Annotated in this window: 18 protein-coding genes; 10 read left to right on the top strand and 8 right to left on the bottom strand. The window is 54.4% G+C overall.

The genetic code is table 11. The annotated features are described in order from the left end of the window. Positions 1 to 100 precede the first annotated feature (100 nt). The 3 genes from ACA046_RS04710 to ACA046_RS04700 are packed head-to-tail and all read left to right on the top strand — an operon-like array spanning position 101 to position 2,754. Positions 101 to 1,288 (top strand): tyrosine-type recombinase/integrase, encoded by a 1,188-nt coding sequence (locus ACA046_RS04710; RefSeq protein WP_497676015.1) that lies wholly within the window; start codon positions 101 to 103, stop codon positions 1,286 to 1,288. Next, entirely contained in the window at positions 1,275 to 2,138 is an 864-nt protein-coding gene (locus tag ACA046_RS04705) for a hypothetical protein (protein ID WP_497676014.1), read from the top strand. Before ACA046_RS04710 ends, ACA046_RS04705 begins: the two co-directional genes overlap by 14 nt. 37 nt (positions 2,139 to 2,175) lie before the next feature. Then, a complete protein-coding gene (locus ACA046_RS04700) occupies positions 2,176 to 2,754 on the top strand; it encodes a hypothetical protein (RefSeq protein ID WP_497676013.1) in 579 nt (192 codons plus the stop codon). Positions 2,755 to 3,150: 396 nt separating this feature from the next. Here the strand turns inward: ACA046_RS04700 and ACA046_RS04695 are convergent, their stop codons facing one another. After that, on the bottom strand, positions 3,151 to 3,690 hold the full coding sequence (locus ACA046_RS04695) for an NADPH-dependent FMN reductase (RefSeq protein ID WP_497676012.1): 540 nt from the start codon (positions 3,688 to 3,690) through the stop codon (positions 3,151 to 3,153). 288 nt (positions 3,691 to 3,978) lie between these two features. Beyond that, positions 3,979 to 4,578, bottom strand: a complete 600-nt coding sequence (locus tag ACA046_RS04690; protein ID WP_497676011.1) for a TetR/AcrR family transcriptional regulator — start codon at positions 4,576 to 4,578, stop codon at positions 3,979 to 3,981. Between the two features lie 174 nt (positions 4,579 to 4,752). Here ACA046_RS04690 and ACA046_RS04685 point away from each other — a divergent pair, with 174 nt between their 5' ends. The 3 genes from ACA046_RS04685 (at position 4,753) to ACA046_RS04675 (ending at position 7,040) form a co-directional block, all read left to right on the top strand. Further along, a complete protein-coding gene (locus ACA046_RS04685) occupies positions 4,753 to 5,493 on the top strand; it encodes an SDR family NAD(P)-dependent oxidoreductase (RefSeq protein WP_497676010.1) in 741 nt (246 codons plus the stop codon). 205 nt (positions 5,494 to 5,698) lie between these two features. Beyond that, a complete protein-coding gene (locus ACA046_RS04680; RefSeq protein WP_141606912.1) occupies positions 5,699 to 6,184 on the top strand; it encodes a nuclear transport factor 2 family protein in 486 nt (161 codons plus the stop codon). Positions 6,185 to 6,311: 127 nt separating this feature from the next. Next, complete coding sequence (locus ACA046_RS04675; protein WP_497676009.1) at positions 6,312 to 7,040, top strand: SDR family oxidoreductase; 729 nt, start codon at positions 6,312 to 6,314, stop codon at positions 7,038 to 7,040. Positions 7,041 to 7,195: 155 nt separating this feature from the next. Here the strand turns inward: ACA046_RS04675 and ACA046_RS04670 are convergent, their stop codons facing one another. From ACA046_RS04670 to ACA046_RS04650, 5 genes are all read right to left on the bottom strand, one after another. Further along, positions 7,196 to 8,221 (bottom strand): sensor histidine kinase, encoded by a 1,026-nt coding sequence (locus ACA046_RS04670; protein WP_497676008.1) that lies wholly within the window; start codon positions 8,219 to 8,221, stop codon positions 7,196 to 7,198. A 10-nt stretch (positions 8,222 to 8,231) separates the two neighbouring features. Beyond that, complete coding sequence (locus ACA046_RS04665) at positions 8,232 to 9,692, bottom strand: ATPase domain-containing protein (protein WP_497676007.1); 1,461 nt, start codon at positions 9,690 to 9,692, stop codon at positions 8,232 to 8,234. After that, positions 9,689 to 10,123, bottom strand: a complete 435-nt coding sequence (locus ACA046_RS04660; RefSeq protein WP_497676006.1) for a hypothetical protein — start codon at positions 10,121 to 10,123, stop codon at positions 9,689 to 9,691. Before ACA046_RS04660 ends, ACA046_RS04665 begins: the two co-directional genes overlap by 4 nt. Positions 10,124 to 10,643: 520 nt before the next feature. Further along, positions 10,644 to 11,279 (bottom strand): LysE family translocator, encoded by a 636-nt coding sequence (locus ACA046_RS04655; RefSeq protein ID WP_497676005.1) that lies wholly within the window; start codon positions 11,277 to 11,279, stop codon positions 10,644 to 10,646. A gap of 61 nt (positions 11,280 to 11,340) precedes the next feature. After that, positions 11,341 to 12,036, bottom strand: coding sequence for a B3/B4 domain-containing protein (locus ACA046_RS04650; RefSeq protein WP_497676004.1), 696 nt, complete (start codon positions 12,034 to 12,036; stop codon positions 11,341 to 11,343). Positions 12,037 to 12,081: 45 nt separating this feature from the next. On the opposite strand from ACA046_RS04650, the gene ACA046_RS04645 reads away from it, so the two are divergent. After that, positions 12,082 to 12,699: a helix-turn-helix domain-containing protein gene (locus ACA046_RS04645; protein WP_497676003.1), complete on the top strand. Its 618-nt coding sequence runs from the start codon at positions 12,082 to 12,084 to the stop codon at positions 12,697 to 12,699. Positions 12,700 to 12,871: 172 nt separating this feature from the next. Here the strand turns inward: ACA046_RS04645 and ACA046_RS04640 are convergent, their stop codons facing one another. Beyond that, positions 12,872 to 13,267: a RidA family protein gene (locus tag ACA046_RS04640; RefSeq protein ID WP_497676002.1), complete on the bottom strand. Its 396-nt coding sequence runs from the start codon at positions 13,265 to 13,267 to the stop codon at positions 12,872 to 12,874. A gap of 140 nt (positions 13,268 to 13,407) precedes the next feature. On the opposite strand from ACA046_RS04640, the gene ACA046_RS04635 reads away from it, so the two are divergent. From ACA046_RS04635 to ACA046_RS04625, 3 genes are all read left to right on the top strand, one after another. Then, entirely contained in the window at positions 13,408 to 14,328 is a 921-nt protein-coding gene (locus ACA046_RS04635; RefSeq protein ID WP_497676001.1) for a LysR family transcriptional regulator, read from the top strand. A gap of 268 nt (positions 14,329 to 14,596) precedes the next feature. Next, the gene (locus tag ACA046_RS04630) at positions 14,597 to 14,770 is read left to right on the top strand and encodes a cupin domain-containing protein (RefSeq protein WP_497676000.1); all 174 of its coding nucleotides are present in this window, start codon (positions 14,597 to 14,599) and stop codon (positions 14,768 to 14,770) included. A 92-nt stretch (positions 14,771 to 14,862) separates the two neighbouring features. Further along, positions 14,863 to 15,072: a helix-turn-helix domain-containing protein gene (locus ACA046_RS04625; RefSeq protein ID WP_497677045.1), complete on the top strand. Its 210-nt coding sequence runs from the start codon at positions 14,863 to 14,865 to the stop codon at positions 15,070 to 15,072. Positions 15,073 to 15,271 lie beyond the last annotated feature (199 nt).

Raw genomic sequence — 15,271 nt, 5'->3', positions numbered from 1 at the left:
GGCATGCAGAAAAAAAGCGACTACACCGGTGTATATGATTCTTGGACAGGCCGTTTTTAGGTGTATACGATAAATGCATCCTGTAAAACTGAGTCATACCATGCTCACCGACGCTCACTGCCGGGCTGCAAAACCCAAAGACAAGCTGTACCGCATCAACGACGCTAGAGGCCTGTACCTAGAGGTAAAGCCTAATGGGGTTCGGGCTTGGCGATACCGCTTTAAGCTCTGCGGCAAAGCCTCTTGGTTCGCCCTTGGCGATTATCCCGACCTCTCGCTAGCCAATGCTCGAGAGAAGTGCGACGAAGCGCGCAAGCTAGTCAGACAGGGCATCAACCCGGTACAGAACAGGCAGCTCACGAAAATCAAACGTGAGATTGATGCTTCCAATACCTTTGAGATGATCGCCCAAGAGTGGCTCGCCCTGAAGGGTTGGGAACCAGTGACGAAGTCTCGGAGATTAGCGATGCTGAAGAGAGTTGTTTTCCCTTCGATTGGAAAGCTTCCGGTTCGTACCATTACATCGGCACATGTACTCGAGATTCTGAACAAAACACTGAAGCGCGGTGCCCCATCTGTAGCTGCAGAAGCAAAACGCACAATGTCAGGGGTCTTCGAGCTAGCAGTAGCTACTCTCAGAGCCGATAGCGATCCCGTATGGCCTGTTAGAAAGGCATTGCCACCAAACAAAACCCAACACAAAGCGGCACTTTCGTCGGCCCAGGTAGGCAATCTGCTTAACGCTTTTGAGTCCCACGGCGGGCAATTCCAGACGCAGATGGCATTCAGATTAATGTGGTTGACGCTGACTAGAGCCAATGAAAGCGTTCAGGCGAAGTGGGATGAGTTCGACCTAGCCAATGGGCTGTGGAAAATTCCTAAAGAGCGCATGAAGGCACGTCGCGAGCATTTGCTCCCCCTGCCCCGCCAGGCAATCTCAGTGCTAACAACTATGCAGCCCATCACCGGTCAAGGCACCTATGTTTTCCCTAACCGAGATGATCGCCATCAGCCGATGTCTGATGCGGCATTCCGCCAAGCTCTGAAAAAACTTGGTTGGGCAACGATATATAGCCCCCATGGGACTCGTACTACAGGAAGCACAAGGCTTAACGAAATGGGTTACAGACCAGACGCGATTGAGGCGCAGCTGGCTCATACAGAGCCCAACTCAGTTCGTCGGGCTTATAATCACGCCACCTACATGGATGAACGGGCAGAAATGATGCAGCAGTGGGCAGACAAACTGGACCTATGGAAAACGGAGGCCTCGAATGCTTCGATGTGACGATAAAGGCAGGGAAACTTTTCGCAGCTTACTAGTTGAAAGCATCTTGAACCATACGTCTTTGGATCACCTATCAACAGCGGAAAAAACAACATTGATCGCTTTTTTCTCGCAGAAGCGCTCCCCCCTCCCCATCCAGCGCCCCTGCGACGTTCAAGCCCGCCTAAGAGCACTCAAAAAAGCGGCATCGGATGCTAGACGCCTCACAAACTCACTCAGACTCCTAAACACACAGGATCTGGTTTTACACAGCCATGAGGCAACTGATAGTGCAAATATCAGTGAAACAATAAGCAGCCTTACTAAAACCGCACTTGAGCTAGATACACGAATCAAGCAATTACCCGAGGACTCTCTATCCCCGACTAGATCAAATCAAATTTTACGTGCGCTGTATGCATTTCCTTTGCTAGCTGCTTTAGATTCCTACGGAATACCGGTGAATACGCGTAATGATTTCGTATCTATATCCGCCCTGGTTGAGTGCAAAACAGAAGACACATTCTTGCCAGATGTCGATGGAAACGCCACAGCTGCTATGAGATGCGTGATGCTCGCGCTTCATTCGTCAGGCACCCAAAACATTGACTGGAGCCTTGCAGCCTCCTTGATCAAAGTCGCTAAACCAATGAGAGATCAATCGATAGTAAACAATGCAAAATGCGCTGAGATAAAAAATTCGATGACACCATATGTAAACCAGCTTAACTACGCAATGTCTCTCACCGTAGACTCGTTTGAGACTCACGCAGAACATGAGCTATCTGCGGTTCAAGAAGGCTGGTTCGAGAATGTAGGCCAACTGCCCGACTTCACCCCAACAAATCTTCACAAAGCATCGCTGCATTGATGAAGTAAGTCCCTCCACATCGGAACTGAGCTACGCAATGAAATTGTGCTGTGCATGTAGAGAAGAAATAAATAATAAAGCCACCAGATGCAAACATTGCTCTGCCGCTCAAGGATGGCGGCGCTTCATCGGCAGCCCACTAATGCTAGCTGGCTTTGCACTAACACTCGTTTCTATTTGGGCAGCAGAGCCAGTTAAACGGTTGTTAGACCCTGAAAAGGCAGTAATACAAATATCGATGACGGGGGGTGACCATCTGCACGCCAATTTCATGATTAGCAACAACGGCTCTAGGCCAGCAACTTTAGAAAAAATACAAATAAGAAGCAAGACCAAATTCGGCTATTCGACATGGTACTTACACAGCGACATGGATGAAAAACTGCTCGAAACTGGAAAAACATACATTATCAATGCTTCTAACGGAAGCTTGATTCCAGGGATAATTGAACACGAAAGAAAGCAAATACTCAGGTCAAATTTTGGCTTTGAGGATAACTGTGAGTTGCTGGTTAACTATATTGAAACAAACGGAACCAAAGTTATCCTCTCGTACCCATTCATGTGTGACCCAGTGAATCTGGACACTAACGATTTTCATCCAGGGAAAAAATAACGGCGCCCCTTTAGGGCCTCTTCATTGAACGCTCGATGGCATTGATACTCGAGGAGTTTCAAAAAAACATCGAACGGCTGCGAAATTGCACTCCACTTGACCATCTGATTGCATCGGTACTGACCACTCGTTTGCATTGCACTTGACCAGGCGTTTGCATTCGATTAGACCACCGATTGCATCGGATTTGACCAGCACGCTTAGTAAACATGATCGGTAGAGAGCTGCCCATTGCTGCCGCTGGCGACAGGCAGTCATCGGCCAAAAGCGGTCCCTCGCGGCCGGTTTGCGAAGGTCCGCTACCGAGGCACTATCCGACGTTTAGGTATGGCAAATGCAAAGACGTCGATCAAAGGTGACAAATGACGTGGTGCATCATTGCTCCGCCCCTAGGATTTAAGATGGTGCCGCCACGACATGTAGATGCTCGACGATTGCCTGAAGCGCTTGCCGCAGTGTTTCGCCGCTAACGGGATCATTCGCTATGGCGACTGGATCGGTCTGCTTGCCCAGCAATTGCAGAGTGACGCAAGCATCGTGGACGAGCGTTGCGGACATCGTTTCCAAGACCAGCTTCAAAGCGGCTTGGGCAGCAGATGCTCTAGGCGAGGTGTTGAAAAGTGCGACTGGCTTTCCGGGAAAATCCAGGCTTCCTACCAGCCAATCCAGCATGTTCTTGAAGGACCCTGGTATCCCGCGAGCGTATTCCGGGCAAGAAATCAGGAGGCCGTCTGCCTGACCCACTCGAGTGCGTAAATCAACGATGCTCTGGGGAAGGTTGACTTCGAGGTCCGGATTAAAGTGGGGCAGTTCGCCAATCTCATCGTAATGTTCAACTACAACGCCCGGCGGCACCAACAGGCCAGCCGCGATGAGTGTGTGCGTATTTGACGACGCAGTGCGTAGGCTGCCAGACAAGGAAAGAAGACGAAGCATCTTGATTGAACCGTGATCGATCGGGTGCGTAGTATCCCATGCCAGGTAGATATCCGACCCTCTGCCATTTGCGCCGTGACTGATATCCAGGAGAGGCCGCTGCTCCGCGGCTCCTAAGGCGACATTCACTGTAACGATGCGACAGTCAGCAACGGGTTGTTTTCAGCCCTTCGCGACAGGCAGAAATCGGCCAGAAGCGGCCTCTGGCGGTCGCAGGAAGTCCCTTCAGCCGTGTGCGGCCAGGTCAGCGTATATTCAAGACTGACAGCTCGGTGGTGGGTGCATGGGTTAGCGTGCCGTTCGCTGTTCTTTACTCAACTCGTGAGCAATGAACCGGCCCGCCGTCTGCGCGGCGTCGATTAGTCGTTTGCGGGGCATGCCGTTACACGCCGCGGACGATAGCCCGCGCAGGGTAATCGAAAGGTAGTCAGTGAGGCATTGGGCTTTTTCGGGCAGTGTCAGATCAAGATAATTCCGAATCGCCTTGACGCCTCCGTCCGCCAGAGTTTGCGCCATCTGGCGGGCTACCTCGTCGTCCGCACGCGTGCCCTCGGTGACCATGCAACCGCGTAAGACACTGTCGTTTCCATACTGCTTCGCTGCCGCGACCAACAAGGCGGCGAGTGCTTCAGGCACTGGTCGGTCCGGCGCCAGCAGTTTGTCCAGCGGCAAAGCGTGCTCGCGGGTGTAGCGCAGCATGGCCTTCTCGAATAACTCAGCCTTGCTGCCATACGCGGCGTAAAAGCTGGGCGGCTTGATATCCATGGCCTCGACGAGATCCGTGAGGCTCACCGCGTCGAAGCCGTGTTCGTGGAACATGGCTTGGGCAATGGCGACACCAGCCTCTCTATCGAAAGCAGGGCGGCGTTGGCGAATTTTGTCAGTCATGGTGATCTCGTTGGTGTGCTCGTGATTGTAGCGACCGCTATATCCTGGGGCAACTGCGCTGAGCTGAACGGCGGGATTATATAGCAACTACTAAATAGCTTGCGGCCTTCGCGAACGCTATGTAGTGTGCGCTATATAAATTCATTCGCCCTCAACACATACGGGAGTATCAGCATGCAGTTTCAAGACAAAGTCGTTCTCGTCACCGGAGGGTCCTCGGGATTGGGCCTTTCCATCGCCCAAGAGATGGCAGGGCAAGGGGCCACGGTGGTGATTACCGGGCGTCGGCAGGAGCAACTGGAGGAGGCTTTATCGAAGCTCGGGGACCAGGCCAGCGCGGTGGTCGCGGACGTCTCGGTGATAGCCGATCTCGCTGTGCTATTTGACGTAATCAAGACTCGTCATGGCCGAATCGATGTGCTGGTCGCCAACGCCGGTATGGGTGAAATCGCTCCGCTTGGCAGCATCACCGAGGCCTATTTCGACCGAGTATTCAGCACCAACGTCAAGGGTGTGACCTTCACCGTTCAGGGCGCACTGCCTCTCATGGGCGAAGGCAGCAGCATTGTTATCATTGGTTCTACTGCCTCCATTGATCCCGGCCCCGGCCTCAGCGTGTACGGCGCCACCAAAGCAGCATTGCGCACGCTGGTCAGAAGCTGGACGCTCGATATCAAAGGCAGAGGAGTGCGCATCAACCTCCTGAGCCCGGGCCCTGTGGATACCCCGTCACTACGTCATATGCTAGCGGAACACGCTGAGGCCGTGATCGAGTCCCTGAGTGAGAAGAGTACCATCGGACGTATCGGTCAGGCCCATGAGATTGGCGCTGCCGTGGCCTTCCTGGCCAGTGATGCAGCCAGCTACGTCAACGGCGTCGAACTGTTCGCGGATGGCGGGGCTTCGCAGTGTTAGATCACTGGATGGCTGCGGAGCCCGAGGTTCACCGCAAGTGTTGATCCCGTTTCGGCGCCAGCCACAAGACTGACAATTCGCTTATCAAAATCATTGCTCGTCCGACGCCAAATTGGATTATCGCCAAGGTCGTTTGCCGAGCGCATCAAATGTATGGCCGCCGCTATACATCCTTCCTTTGTGGGCTGAAGCCTAGGAGAGAGTCATGACTAACTCACCAGAAATCCTCGCACGTCTTGCAGCCGAGAGCGCCATTCATCGTCTTCACGCTACCTACATCCATCGTCTTGACAGCGGAGATTTCGCGGGTGTGGCCGAAGTGCTTCAGCATGCGGTGATTCATGTGCTAGGCACTGAGGCCTCCACGGTTGAGGGGTTGCTGGTTTTTTTCGAGGCGGGTCTTCAGGTACACGCCGACGGTACGCCGCGCACTTGGCATTCGATCACCAACGTACTGATTGACGTCGCGCCTTCGGGCGATAAAGCGAGTTCTGAGAGTTACTACACCGTGCATCAGCAGCTCGACGGATTCCCATTGCAACCTATCTGCGCCGGCAAGTACCTCGACCAATTCGAGCTGCAGGATGGGGCGTGGCGTTTCACTCGTCGTGAGGTGACTTTGCGTTTTGCAGGCGACCTTCAGCACCACGTTAAAGGTGTTCAAAGTGATGCGGTCGCCCAAACCGCCTGACAGAACAAACAGGCTCTACGCTCAGCTCGCGAGAGGGTTCGGGTGTGGGGCTCTGACTCTTCGAGTTGGCACCCCGGAGCCTTGCAAACTAAAGAAAGAGCATCTTGAAATTCCAAGGACTACCACGATGACTATCAAACGACAGGCGCTCATCACCGGCGCCAATAAAGGCATTGGGCTGGCGATTGCTAAGGGACTTGCCGAGGCAGGGTTCTTTGTTTGGATCGGTGCACGCGATCAGCACCGAGGCGAGCAGGCCGTCGCCCAGTTACGTGATGCCGGGCTCGATGCAGGCCTCTTGGAACTGGACGTTGCGGTCGAAGACAGTGTGTACCGAGCCGCAGCGATGCTGTCTGAGCAAATAGGTGCACTTGATGTCCTGATCAACAATGCCGGGATTGCGGTCGACATGACCAAGGCACCCAGTGAGGTGCGAATGCAGGACATGAAAGCTGTTTACGAGGTCAATCTGTTTGGTCCGGTGCGCGTCACCCAAGCTTTCCTGCCCTTGCTGAAAAATGCCGCCCACGCCCGGATCGTCATGATGAGCAGCGGCGTCGGTTCGCTCACTTTGATAACAGATCCGACATCTATCTATTCGACCGTCAACCTTCTCGATTACACCTCGTCAAAAGTGGCACTGAATGCCATAACGGTCTCCTTTGCGAAAGAGCTTGAGCCGCTGGGAATCAAAGTGAATGCTGTCGAGCCTGGGCATGTGCGGACCGATCTTAATGGCAACTCGGGCGTATTGACGCCTGAAGAAGGGGCACAAATAGTCATCAAGATGTCGCTGCTGGGTCCCGATGGTCCAACCGGTGGCTTTTTTGGAAGTCACGGTAGACAGCCCTGGTAGTCAGATGAAAGCCAGCCGCGCGCGATGCCCAAGGGATTCGACTGTCCGCTGCTGGCCGATTTCTGCCGCTAGTGACGGGCAGCAATCGGCCAAAAGCAGTCATTCAATGCTTTACAGTTAGGCCTTTGGAAAGCTTTTTTTCCGTCTAGACGCCGTCAATGGCTCGCTAGGGGTAGTTTCATTACAAACTCGCTTCCCTTCCCTTCTCCCTCACTGGTACCAGTCACCGTACCGCCATGGGCCTCGATCAACTCACGCACGACAGTCAGACCGATGCCCAGGCCTGCCCCGTTGAAACCCACTGCGTGAACATCCTGTACAAAGGGCTCAAAAATAAATGGTAGTGCGCTAGGAGTTATACCAACACCGGTATCGCGTATAAGTATCTCCAAGTATTCGGCTTGAGTTGTCACTGTCATAATGACCGTACCATCGGCAGGCGTATACTTCGCTGCGTTGCCCAGCAGATTGCCAAGGATTTGAGTAAGGCGAGCAGGATCGCCCTTAACCATCAAAGTGCCCTCCGGCAGTTGCGAAATAAGATGCAGGTTATGAGCGACCATGATCGGGGTGCAGATGTCTATTGCCTCATGGATGATTTGAGCCATATCGACAATGTGGCAATCAAGGCGAAATTTGCCGGTGCTGGCGCGGGCAATGTCGAGTAAGTCTTCGACCAATCGGGACATCTGCTTCACCTGGCCCTCAATCAACATCTGCATACGGGGTAATTCTTCGCTAGGAACACATACCAGCCTGCCAGCAATCATGCTAATGGGCGTCAGTGGATTTCGCAGTTCGTGGGCCACCTGGTTTAGAAAGTTGCGTTGCTGATCCAGCGCATGTTCTGCTGCAACTTGGAGGTCTTGTGCGCTAAGCGCGGCTATCACCAATTGTTCATTGGCTTCGCGCATCTCCAGGTACATTTGTTGCTCTGCTTGAGCGAATTTCGGACTTTCAGCATCCGACTGCGCCGATAGAATTGCCAGCACTAACTGCTGGTTTGCTTCAATCAGTTGCTCGACCTGCTGGCTATCGACGAGCTGGGTATTGGCTTGGTTGAGTTCTTTATGCACCGCTGCGAGCACCGCCCGCGCCGCCACCGTTTTCCGGCCGAGCAGAAACAGCTCGCGTGCTGCAGTGGCTATCGCTCGCTCATTCTTTCCGTCGGCCTCACTCATAATATGTCGCTCATCCTTCGACTGTGCCCAAACGTTGCTGGGTAGGTCGTCCACCCAGCAATCCTTCTTTATCCGGCAACATTTCGCCGATCTGCAAGCCATCATTGTCGATGCTGTACAGCCGCAGTTCATCGGAGTGGGCACTGGCCCGAACCTTGACCACAGCCATGATGCGCAACAAGCGGCTCTGCACTTCAATGTAGCGCTGAACGATGATCGAATCGGTGAGAAATGCCGTGCCGTAGGGGCTGAAGCGCAGATCGGTGTAGCGGTCTTCCAGCTCAGAGGTCATCAGCACGCTGACGCCGACGCTGGTGAGGGCTGTAACCATGCGCGACAGAGACTCACGGAAGTCTTCGCGGAAGGTCGGCGCCAGCGCCAGTTCGAAACCTGACAGTGAGTCAATCACAACGCGGGTGGCATTCAGCCGTTTGATCTCGCTCAACAGCAACTGGACGATTTCGTCGATGGACAAGTCCGGCGCGCGGCTGTCTATCAGTCCGATCTGTCCGCTCTGGATAAGACTCGCGAGGGTGGTGTTCTGGGAGTGATTGGGCCGTTGCTCGAACATTGCGATCACACCGGTTTCGCCGTTGCGCGCACCTTCAGCGAGAAAGGTCGCAGCCAGAATGCTTTTGCCCGAACCTGATGGGCCTGCCACAAGTAATGAGTAACCACGGGGCAAGCCCCCGCCAAGCATCTCGTCGAGCTGTGGCACACCCATTTTCAGGCGCCGCATTGGAAGCGTCGGTGGGGCTTCAACCTGGTTGAGTTGGGCTGGCGCAAAAACCTTGATACCCGATGTTGCGATGCGGAAGGTGTGCAGGCCTGGCAGCGTTGGCTGGCCGCGCATCTTCATGATTTCCAGCTTGCGCACCATCGAGTTGCGCTGAACGCTCTGGCGCAGCCAGATCAGGCCATCGGCCACGGTAAAAATCGGGTTGGTGTCGGTTTCGGTGAAGTATTCGCCAATCAGGAAGGTCGTCGCCTGCCAAGTGGTCATCAACATGCCCAGTTGCTGAACGAACTGCGGCAAGTTGTTGTTGGGGTTGTCCTGCGCCTGGCTCGCGAGCACGACTGAACGAAACGAGTCGACGAACACCAGCGCCGGAGAGTATGCCTCTACCTCAGCGACGATTCGGCGTAATACTTCATCCAAATCCCCCTCCAGGGTGTCACTGGAAAGGTTGATGTAACGGATCGACTGATTGATGGCTTCGTCGTCGAAAAAGTCGAATTGCTGTTGGTAACGCAGCATCTTCAACGGAGGTTCGCCGAGTACGGTGAAGAACAATGCCGGACGCTCGGGCGTCGCCAGGGCGAACATCATCTGATGCGCCAGGGTGGTTTTGCCGCAGCCAGGCGGGCCGGCGATTAGGTTGAACGAAAATTCCGGCAATCCCCCGCCCAGCACCTCGTCCAGTCCTGGCACCCCGGTGGCCAAGCGGTTGATAGTCACTTTGGTGTTCATTGCGAATTTTCCTGCGCAGATGTGTCGCTCAAAGAAGGTTTCCACACGTCACGAAGCAAGCGTGCGGTGAGCGAGGGCCCGATCAGCGTAGTGAGCAGTTCGTAGAAGGTGGTCAGCATCACTTCACCAAACAACAAGGCGTCTGCTTCGCTTTCTGTAACGAGTTCAGAATTAAGAGTGTTCAGATCCAGCCCGGTTTGCACACGAGCAGATATGTGGGCCAGGTACGGCTGGCGGGAGGCGCAGAGATGAAGGCTGCGTCGATAAAGCGCTGCGCCCCCCTGCTGACCAATGATGGGGGTAAGTGCTGCGTGCATAGCCTCCAAAATCGAGACAGTCGCTTGCGCGATGCTTGCAGTATCAGCATTGGGGCCAACCCGTTGCGCCAGAGCAGCTACGATCTGGCGGCTCTCTTCGTTTAGCGCGGACATGGCTAGCTGATTTCTGATGGCTAATCTTTGATAGTACACCCTATAACGAATCACAGAGTCCTAATTGGCCAGAGAACCTTCTTCACTGTCTATACTAATGATCTATCTGCCAAATGGGATGGCCCCCGATCTCTCAGAATTACGAGCACTAATTACTTTCCCGGCATAACCGCCGAGGGTGGCATTAATACTCCAGCTGAAACGCTCCGGCTTTACTGGACACCGTTGAGCATCTGCTGTGGTCGAAAGGGATCGCTCTTGAGCGGCAGCTACCGGCCGAGGCTGTGTAAAATCGTTTTTCAGCGCGACAGGTACTCAAAACCGGACTGGAAATCGCGCTTCTTTGCGAAATCCACATCTGCTGAAGGGCCAATACATTTCAGATTTAACGTAGACGCACACACTTCAATTTTTGCGAAACGTTTTTACACACTCTGGTCCAAAAGCGGACGCTCAGCGGTTCAGTTGAACAGCAGCTTGTAATATCATCACGGCCTTATGTTTCTGGATCTAGAGCGTGTCAGGTGGGGGAGATCAGCAGCTTAATCCCAGCGGCTCCAAACACTATGGCCAGGGTACCTTCGATGTGTCGGCGCGCCCTGCGATACCCCCTGATCATGGGCTCGGTGGAAAAGACGATCGCATAGCCGCAGAAGATAGTGACACTCAGCATCGCGCATCCGGCCAGGATAATCGCAACCGTTGTTGGCGTAGCTTCCGGCCCCAACCCGAGCGTCATAGTCGCAATCCAACCCAGCAACGCTTTGGGGTTTGTAAGATGCATGAGCAATCCGCGCTGGTAGAGGCTGAAGCCTGAACCTCTCGGTGCAGCCGCGATCCCCTTCTCTAGATGTTCATCGGTAGTAAGCGCGGATCGACCAGCCTTGAAGGCGAGGAATAACAGGTAGCCCCCCCCGACCACTTTCAAGACACCGAGCGCTTGCGCGTACTGTGCCAGGATGGCTGAGACACCTGTAGCGGCCATCAATCCCCAAAAAAACGAACCACTGATAACGCCTGCCGCAAGAAGCAGCGCAGGCTGCCTGCCTTGATGCATCGCGACCCCCATGATCCGCATATTGCTAGGTCCCGGACTCGCCGCACCAACGATATAGGCGGTGAATACGAGCAGCAGATGGTGCAAATCAAACGACATTTAAAGCCCCTTAGCAAAGTTAGATACCCGTCAGAAGAAGCCTGTGCCATCTCGCTTATCATCAGTCGGCTCCAGGGCCGATGAGCACACTCTCAATCTGCACACCGGGCATCATCAGTTGCAAGCCTTCGATCAGCTTGTCACCCGCTTCCGTCAACGCTTCAAGGGGCATGGCCGGCAAACTTTCCAGAATAAACCATATATACTTTGCATCTGCGCTCAGCCGCGTTCTCACGCCTTGTCGCCAATTCCAACGACGGCAAGTCACGCCTTTATCATCCCGCCAAATAACTTCGCCGTGCTCAGGAAACTCATGGACAGCGGAGCCCTCTCTCATAGTGTCAAAGGGTTCCGATCCATCAGCAATAGCAAGTCGTGGCAAGCCCACATAGGCTTCAAGGTTTTCACCGCCGACAGGGACTGCATACTCAATGCTAATCGCGTTATAGAGATCAACCACTGGATCGATACTCGGCAGGCTGCCATCGCGCAGAACCCGTTTGCGTAGAGCTTCAGCCGAGCAAGGTGTGCGCTGCGGCTTGGCACCGAACGCTCGAAAAAGACCCGCCCAAGCTGTCAGGTGAGCCTCTGCCCATATTGGGCCACCTGCCGAAACCGATTGGCAGGCACGAGCCAAAGCATCTTTGCCGATATCCGGATTGGCTATCGGGGCAGCTTCGACCACAATGCTCAGCGCTCTGAACCCAGGTGCCAGTTTGGCTACATGCTGGTCAATTGACGGTAGTACGGACAACATCAGAGAATCCTCTCAACCCTAAAATCCACTGCATACTAGGGACCAATGACCAAAATAGTCAATATATCGACCAATACAGGTGCTGACGTTCATACGGTTAGCGAAGCGGTTTCCCGCAAGCTCAAACAGGAGCGAAAGAAGCGGAAAATCACTCTGGACGAGCTTTCCCGTCTCTCCGGTGTAAGCAAAGGCATGGTTGTCGAGATCGAGAAGTGCACTGCCAACCCAAGCATCGCGATTCTTTGCAAAATCGCAGGTGCCTTGGGCCTTTCTGTTGCGGATGTTGTCAACGTGTCCGACGCCCCATCCGCTCACCTCATTGAACGTCAGGAAATCCCGACGTTATGGACCGGTAGTTTAGGGGGAACAGCACGCCTGCTTGCAGGGACCACTGGCCCGAACATGATTGAACTATGGCGATGGGAGATGTATCCAGGCGAGACATTCGCTTCATCAGGGCACCCTCAGGACACTGTTGAGCTATTTCATGTAGAGAAAGGAATTCTTAAGTTCATAGTGGGTGAGACCGAGTTATCAGTTTCAGAAGGTTGTTCTGCCGTGGCAAAAACCGATGTTCCACACTCCTATTCCAACGGCGGGAAATCCAAGCTGATATTCACCATGTCTGTAACGGAATTACATCTCTCCGCTCCCGAAATATAGGGACATCGGGCGGAGGGTATCGGCTTTGGTGTGTTAGTGGCTTTTCGTGACAGGCAGAAATCGGCCATATGCGGACAGTCACTAAAGGCAGAACTCGACCGGGAGTGGGATGCGCGTTTCATCTGAAAACAAGAGGATTCCGTTCGACGGTCGGAGTGGCGCTGATCCGGTTTTATTCCGGTAGTTTGGCGATCACCTTGATCTCGAAGTCGAAGCCGGACAGCCAGGTCACGCCGATGGCGGTCGCCGTCGAGTAGGGCGCTTCGCCCCAGTACTCAGCTGCTATCTCCCAGATAGTTTCAAATTTCAAGTCGGGGTCGACCATGAAGATGGTCGTGTCGACCACATCGTCGAAACTGCTGCCGGCCTCTGCCAGGATCGCGTTGAGGTTCGCGAAGGCCAGGCGAACCTGTGCCACGAGGTCCGGTTCGGCCGAGCCATCCTTGCGGCTGCCGACCTGGCCGGATACGAACAGAAAGCCATTGGAGCGAATCGCCGGCGAGTAGCGGTGCAGTTCGTACAGTGCATGGCGGTCAGGCGGGAAAACCACATCACGTTTACTGGTCATGGCATATCTCCTTCAGGGCCATCGCGGCCCGCTGTTTAAGATGGAGCCACTGTAAAAAAAACGCCGGCCTGGATAAACGAGCAACTCTGGTCATGATTGTTTGTAGAATCCAAACTATCCCGACCCGAGTGAGGCGTGAAATGGACCGTTTCGATGCGATGCAGGCCTTCGTCCGAGTGGTGGAAACCGGCAGCTTCACCAAGGCGGCAGCCACCCTGCACATGAGCAAGACCAGCGTGACGCAACTCGTCCAGCAACTGGAGGCGAGGCTGCGCGTGCGCCTGCTCAACCGCACCACACGCAAGGTCAACATCACCGCCGATGGCGCGGCCTACTACGAGCGCGTCATCCGGCTGCTTGCCGATATGGACGATGCCGAGACTAGCCTGTCCAGCGCATCGATTGCACCACGCGGCCGGTTGCGGGTGGACGTGCCCAGTCCGCTGGCGCGCATGGTACTGATACCCGCCTTGCCAGGATTCTACGCACGCTACCCTGAAATCCAGCTGACCATGGGCGTGAGCGATCGCATCATCGACATCATTGGCGAAAACATCGACTGCGTAGTACGTGGCGGCGAGATCACCGATCAGTCCCTGGTGGCAAGGCATGTGGGTGACCTCAAGCTCGGCATCTATGCCGCGCCAGACTACCTGCGGCGTTTGGGTAAGCCGGCGCATCCACGAGAACTGGATGAGGGCAGGCACAGTACTGTCGGCTTTCTCTGGTCGCGTACGGGGAAGGCCTTGCCCTACGCGATGCAGCGGGGTGAGGAGATCATCGAGGTCCAAGGCCGCCCGCTGTTGATTATCGACGATGGCAATGCATACCTTGCCGCAGGTCTGGCTGGCCTGGGCGTGCTTTGGCTACCGCAGTACATGGCCAAACCGCACTTAGCCGGCGGCGAGCTGCTGCCGCTGTTTGAGGAATGGCACATGGAACCGATGCCGATGTATCTGGCATTCCCACCCAACCGTCATGTCAGCACCAAGGTGCGAGTATTTATCGACTGGGTCATAGAGTTGATGGCCGAACATGCACCGGTGGTTGAGAGGGGTTGATGCTGGAGGACCTTTCGGCCAAGGGTTGCCCCCAATGCGGGCTTACAGGAACGTTAGAGTGGAAACCTTCGTCAATGATGGCCCAACGCATTTTGCATTCATCAAAAAGCGCGCGGTTATTTAGCAGCGCTGAATTCGATTACGGATCTTTCCGTATCGAGCCTATCTCTGTGCGTGACTCGACAGGCTGCTCTTGGCCGAATGCCGCCATTCGCGAGGGGCGGCTTTGGGTCGATAGCTGACTCACGCCATAGACTGCCATATCAAAGTGCAGGGAGACGCAGCGAACCGGCTGCACTGGGTTCGTGAAGCGATAGTGGTCGAGCAACGCTCAGATGAGGCGGGATCTGCATCAATGCTCGAACAACTGACCCAAATAATGCTAATCCAGATGATCCGTATCTACCTGTCATCAGAACAGTCCGCTCCACCGCAGGTCTAGTTGGCGCCGCTGGCCGACGCGAAAGTGAGCAAAGCACTGGCCACCATACACGCGGCTCCATTTGGACAATGGAGGTTTGGTGACCTTGGGCGCTGCGTAGGCATGTCGCGCTTGGGACCAGCCCGCTTCACTACCTGCTGCACTGGCGGATGCGTCTCGCCAGCCAAGCTCTGGTGGAGACCAAAGCCACAGTTTCGTCTATCGCTCTCACTCATCGTTATGAGTCCGAGACTGCATTCAGTGCAGCTTTTAATCGTGTTATGGGAGTTTCACCACGGATCTACAGGTTCACAAAGACGTGAGCTGATGAGGGATCAGATGCTCCACCTTCGCCGGTTTGTTAGAGAGGCAGATCGATAGCGAGTTGGTATCGATATGTGAGCATCAACACTGGGATGGTGCCTAGCCAGCTCTCCGCCCTGCTGTCGGTTCAAAGGAGCGCAGCCCTAGATCTCTCTACCACTGGCCACTTCCAGTTCTAAAAAAACCATTGCAGTACAT

This window comes from Pseudomonas sp. LBUM1641, from assembly GCF_059716235.1.
This window is presented reverse-complemented; position numbering and strand designations above follow the sequence as displayed.

Excerpts from the sequence above, each read along its gene's own strand:
- ACA046_RS04710 (WP_497676015.1), top strand. The coding sequence starts at position 101 with ATGCTCACCGACGCTCACTGCCGGGCTGCAAAACCCAAAGACAAGCTG.
- ACA046_RS04705 (WP_497676014.1), top strand. The coding sequence starts at position 1,275 with ATGCTTCGATGTGACGATAAAGGCAGGGAAACTTTTCGCAGCTTACTA.
- ACA046_RS04700 (WP_497676013.1), top strand. The coding sequence starts at position 2,176 with ATGAAATTGTGCTGTGCATGTAGAGAAGAAATAAATAATAAAGCCACC.
- ACA046_RS04695 (WP_497676012.1), bottom strand. The coding sequence starts at position 3,690 with ATGCTTCGTCTTCTTTCCTTGTCTGGCAGCCTACGCACTGCGTCGTCA.
- ACA046_RS04690 (WP_497676011.1), bottom strand. The coding sequence starts at position 4,578 with ATGACTGACAAAATTCGCCAACGCCGCCCTGCTTTCGATAGAGAGGCT.
- ACA046_RS04685 (WP_497676010.1), top strand. The coding sequence starts at position 4,753 with ATGCAGTTTCAAGACAAAGTCGTTCTCGTCACCGGAGGGTCCTCGGGA.
- ACA046_RS04680 (WP_141606912.1), top strand. The coding sequence starts at position 5,699 with ATGACTAACTCACCAGAAATCCTCGCACGTCTTGCAGCCGAGAGCGCC.
- ACA046_RS04675 (WP_497676009.1), top strand. The coding sequence starts at position 6,312 with ATGACTATCAAACGACAGGCGCTCATCACCGGCGCCAATAAAGGCATT.
- ACA046_RS04670 (WP_497676008.1), bottom strand. The coding sequence starts at position 8,221 with ATGAGTGAGGCCGACGGAAAGAATGAGCGAGCGATAGCCACTGCAGCA.
- ACA046_RS04665 (WP_497676007.1), bottom strand. The coding sequence starts at position 9,692 with ATGAACACCAAAGTGACTATCAACCGCTTGGCCACCGGGGTGCCAGGA.
- ACA046_RS04660 (WP_497676006.1), bottom strand. The coding sequence starts at position 10,123 with ATGTCCGCGCTAAACGAAGAGAGCCGCCAGATCGTAGCTGCTCTGGCG.
- ACA046_RS04655 (WP_497676005.1), bottom strand. The coding sequence starts at position 11,279 with ATGTCGTTTGATTTGCACCATCTGCTGCTCGTATTCACCGCCTATATC.
- ACA046_RS04650 (WP_497676004.1), bottom strand. The coding sequence starts at position 12,036 with ATGTTGTCCGTACTACCGTCAATTGACCAGCATGTAGCCAAACTGGCA.
- ACA046_RS04645 (WP_497676003.1), top strand. The coding sequence starts at position 12,082 with ATGACCAAAATAGTCAATATATCGACCAATACAGGTGCTGACGTTCAT.
- ACA046_RS04640 (WP_497676002.1), bottom strand. The coding sequence starts at position 13,267 with ATGACCAGTAAACGTGATGTGGTTTTCCCGCCTGACCGCCATGCACTG.
- ACA046_RS04635 (WP_497676001.1), top strand. The coding sequence starts at position 13,408 with ATGGACCGTTTCGATGCGATGCAGGCCTTCGTCCGAGTGGTGGAAACC.